The organism is uncultured Nostoc sp. (assembly GCF_964247315.1).
In the GTDB taxonomy this organism is placed as follows: domain Bacteria; phylum Cyanobacteriota; class Cyanobacteriia; order Cyanobacteriales; family Nostocaceae; genus Nostoc.
In genome coordinates this window covers 1-3,882 of the sequence record NZ_CAXTTT010000235.1, presented here as the reverse complement: position 1 = coordinate 3,882, position 3,882 = coordinate 1, and the positions used below count along the sequence as shown (strand labels likewise).

Sequence of the window (3,882 nt, the reverse complement as noted above, 5' to 3'; positions counted from 1 at the left end):
GGATGGTTTACCCACTGCTGTTACTATATTTCACCCAACTGAGAACCGCTATAATCGCCTCCCAGGTTTTAGCATTTGTCCAATAAGCTCCGTGAGAACGGGGAAATGGTTGTTTACTATCTACTACCACATCCTGCACACGCTCAGGGAAAATTCTATTACCCACGTAACTGAGAAAATCCCGTAAATCGTAGATATTCAACCATTGAGGGAAATGCTCTGGCAATAACTGCCCATATTCTAAGCTGTAGAGGGCGTTAATCTCATATAAAAATGGTGCTTGAGAACCAACTGTTACCAATAATTCCACCTGAGATAACTGCTGTTGCACTAGCAAATCTACACAAGCTATACCTCCCAAACTATGGGCAATTAAAACCACTGGCGGTTCTGCTTGGGCAATTTGTTGCTGGATAAACGCCCTGATTTTTTCACCCCGCGTCTGATACAACAAAATATCACCAGGCATAGGCGAAATTTTATCAGTTAACTCAAGGCGGTTTCCTCTGACATAATTTGTTCCCATTGGTAACGCTAGTCCCACAAGTGGCTTTAATAACCAGCCACCCAATCCTAACTCCGCCTCTGTCAAAGCCAGAGTCAGCAATTCCACAACATCATCCCGCAATTGGGCATCGATGAGTATCGGGGGAAATTTTTCTTGCTGTTCGCTAATAAACATTGCTTGAGCGAGAATTGCTCTAGCTATTGGTGGATAATATTCACTCAAATCAGATTCGGAAACTGTGAGCAACGCCTGATGATACGGTTCACTGTGGATAACATCTTCTCGTGCTGGCTCAAATACCTCTGCAATTCCCGCCTCTTGCAACTTAGCTTGTAGTTGAGATGTCGGTGTGAGACTGGCTACACGAAATTGTAAAACATCCCCTGGTTCATCCCCAAAGGGATTTCCTGCCTCAATCGGTTTCAAAGACAACAGCCGTAATTCATACAGAGGATCGCGGTATAATTGCCCCCACAGTACAATATCTGCGTCTTCTTCTCTTTGAGATAAAGCCAGTGTCGCATCTTCCAAGGGTACTGATGCCCGATTATCATTGAACTTTGCACCTAATACACCCCAAAGGCAGGGAGAAACTTTGATATCAGGACGTTGGGCGTGAATCTTTTGCTCAATTATCTCAAAGGTTTCGTTGTATTCTCGTTCTCTAATGCCTGTGCCATGTACAAATATTACAGTGGTCATTGTGATAAGGCGGGCTATGGCTACGCAAAGCTTTCCTCTGTATTATTCCTCACTACTTTCTCTGAGACAAGTTGATTTCATTCACTTTGTTTATTAAAAACTTCTAAAATCTGTCGGCAAATCTGTTTGAGCTTCTCCGCAATTTCACCAGAAGGCGAAGATGCGCCGACAACACTCCAGTTTTCTACCGTAGAAAGTCGCCACGCTTCGCCACGATGATCGAATCCAGCCACTTCTACACCGATCGCCCGGCGGGAATTATTGATGGGATCTTGATAAAATCGGATTTGAATTAAAATACTACGACTTCGCCAAGATTTGCTGATACCAGGAAAGTGAAAGCCAATATCTATAGAATCTGGATCGACTAACTCCCTAGTTTCGGGGTCATTTTTCCAGGGTTTGAGATCGGATTTGGCATCAGGAAACTCGAATTTGAACAAATTAACTACCGTAGCAATGTTGCTGGCGAGTTCAAGGTTCGTTGCCTGTTCAGCTGCGTTCACTAAAAAACACTCCTATATTGCATCGGCATCTTCGGGAATCTGAAGACAGAAAAACCGCCAAAAGGCTTATCTGATTTGTGTTTCAGCTTATCAAGACCTTTAATATTTAGCAACTCTAAATCATATTTCCCTAACAATATCAGTTAACGTGAGTTCGACAAGTCTTATTTGACCTCTCCCCAGCCCCTCTCTGTGTCGGAGAGGGGAGCAAAAAACTGAATTTTTCATTGCTTCTCCCTTTCCGTTTCCCAGAGACAGGTAGGGAGGGAGAGGTTGATCGAACATCACGTTTGAGTTACTAACAGAAGCGATTTTTGGCTTCTGATTGGGACTGGCTAACACCTATTAAGTAATTGTACTTAAAAATGCTTCAAAAGCGGATGAAACTCTGCTCTTTGAAGAAAATATCAATATTTTCTAGAAAATCCTTGGCTGACAAGAACGATTAACTGCGCTAGCGATCTAAAATGACACTGTTAATCAGTAAACCAAAAGCAATTAAGTTCAATATATGGTGCGTCAACGCTCGATTTTTTCATTTTTCCTAGTACTATTGGCCACATTCCTGATTAGTTGTGGTGGCCCTGGTGTTGCGGTAGCACCTCCGACTTACACAGCAGTACAACTTGAAAAAATTCAGGCTTATGTTCCTGAAATTCAGGCTGTACGCGATCGCTCACAAGAGTTGACAACCCTGATTAAAAGAGGTGATTGGATTAATGTGCGTAACTTTACACATGGGCCGATAACAGAAGCAAGGCTGAACCTGACTTATGTCACTTCCAATCTTCTACCCAAAGACCAACCCAAAGCACGTCAAATAACACGAGATTTGTTTAACGACCTGGTTAAACTTGATAAAGCTACTAGTGCTGGCAATTCTCAAGTTGCCTTAAATAACTCCCAAGCTGTTTTCGCAGAGATTGACAAATTTTTCCAACTGCTTCCTCAGACCAACAGTGAAGCAGAGGCAAGTTAAGCGCAAGGTAAGATGAGCAAAGGGGGATGAGGGAGAGTAAAAATTATTTAGTTGCTCCCCCTTGTCCTGCTACTTCCCCATCTTTGCTTCAAAACAGTAATGAGTCATGTAGTTATTGTCGGTTGTGGTGTAGTCGGGGCTGCGATCGCATACCAACTGAGTCTAGTAAAAGGGCTAAAAATTACAGTTTGCGATCGCCAACCACCAGCACAAGCTTCCACAGGCGCTGCACTTGGCGTTTTGATGGGCGTAATCAGCCAAAAAATCAAGGGCAAAGCTTGGCAGATGCGGCAAACTAGCATCCAACGCTATGAAACCTTGATTCCTGAACTAGAAGCTTTAACAGGTCGCAAAATTCCTTTTAATCGTCAGGGAATTCTCATGCTTTTGTCTGATTCCTCTCTAGAGGGGATGTCAGCATGGGAAAAACTAGTAAAAATTCGCCACTCTCAAGGCTGGAATTTAGAAATTTGGGACACGGCTAAACTCCAGAATATTTGTCCTCAAATAGATTGCGAAAAAGTTACTGGCGCTGTCTATTCTCCGCAAGACCGCCAGATCGATCCAACTGCCCTCACCTTAGGTCTAGTTGAAGCTGCCCAGCAAAATGGTGTAACTTTCAAATTTGGCGTGACTGTTTTGGATGCCCCAACCTCAACACCTGAATTTTGCGATTCCCTTGAGACTACAGAAGGAAAAATAGCCGCTGATTGGTTTGTAATTGCAGCAGGATTAGGTTCAACACCCCTAACGGCAAAATTAAATCAGATAATTGATATCCGCCCCGTACTTGGGCAAGCCTTGCAAATGCGTGTAGGGCATCCATTAGGTAATCCCGACTTCCAGCCAGCGATAACGGGTAATGATGTCCATATTGTTCCTGTGGGCGGTGGAGATTATTGGGTAGGTGCAACTGTGGAATTTCCTAGCAATGGCGATGAGATACCGCCAAATCAAGAACTGCTGGAATCTATTAGAGAACAAGCGATCGCATTTTGCCCAGAATTAGCCACAGCAACTATTCTCTGCACCTGGTCGGGGTTACGTCCCCGCCCTGAAGGACGCCCCGCCCCTGTTATTGGTAAGTTACCAGGGTTTAGTAACGTCCTCTTAGCTACCGGACACTATCGCAACGGCGTTTTACTAGCACCCGCTACAGCTTATGCGATTCGTGAGATGATTATTTC

The 3,882-nt window shown here is 43.9% G+C and carries 4 protein-coding genes; 2 read left to right on the top strand and 2 right to left on the bottom strand.

The features are described from left to right. Positions 1 to 7 precede the first annotated feature (7 nt). A complete protein-coding gene (locus tag ACFE93_RS34150) occupies positions 8 to 1,210 on the bottom strand; it encodes a hypothetical protein (RefSeq protein WP_375480500.1) in 1,203 nt (400 codons plus the stop codon). A gap of 77 nt (positions 1,211 to 1,287) precedes the next feature. Then, positions 1,288 to 1,716 (bottom strand): hypothetical protein, encoded by a 429-nt coding sequence (locus ACFE93_RS34145; RefSeq protein WP_375480498.1) that lies wholly within the window; start codon positions 1,714 to 1,716, stop codon positions 1,288 to 1,290. 511 nt (positions 1,717 to 2,227) lie between these two features. Here ACFE93_RS34145 and psbQ point away from each other — a divergent pair. Both psbQ and ACFE93_RS34135 read left to right on the top strand, forming a co-directional pair. Further along, on the top strand, positions 2,228 to 2,695 hold the full coding sequence (gene psbQ, locus ACFE93_RS34140; RefSeq protein WP_375480496.1) for a photosystem II protein PsbQ: 468 nt from the start codon (positions 2,228 to 2,230) through the stop codon (positions 2,693 to 2,695). A gap of 99 nt (positions 2,696 to 2,794) precedes the next feature. Further along, positions 2,795 to 3,882, top strand: a 1,088-nt coding sequence (locus ACFE93_RS34135) for an NAD(P)/FAD-dependent oxidoreductase (protein WP_375480494.1), incomplete at its 3' end; no start/stop codon positions are given.

What these genes read in the sequence shown, in the direction of transcription:
- ACFE93_RS34150 (WP_375480500.1), bottom strand. Translation starts at nt 1,210, where the DNA reads ATGACCACTGTAATATTTGTACATGGCACAGGCATTAGAGAACGAGAA.
- psbQ (WP_375480496.1), top strand. Translation starts at nt 2,228, where the DNA reads ATGGTGCGTCAACGCTCGATTTTTTCATTTTTCCTAGTACTATTGGCC.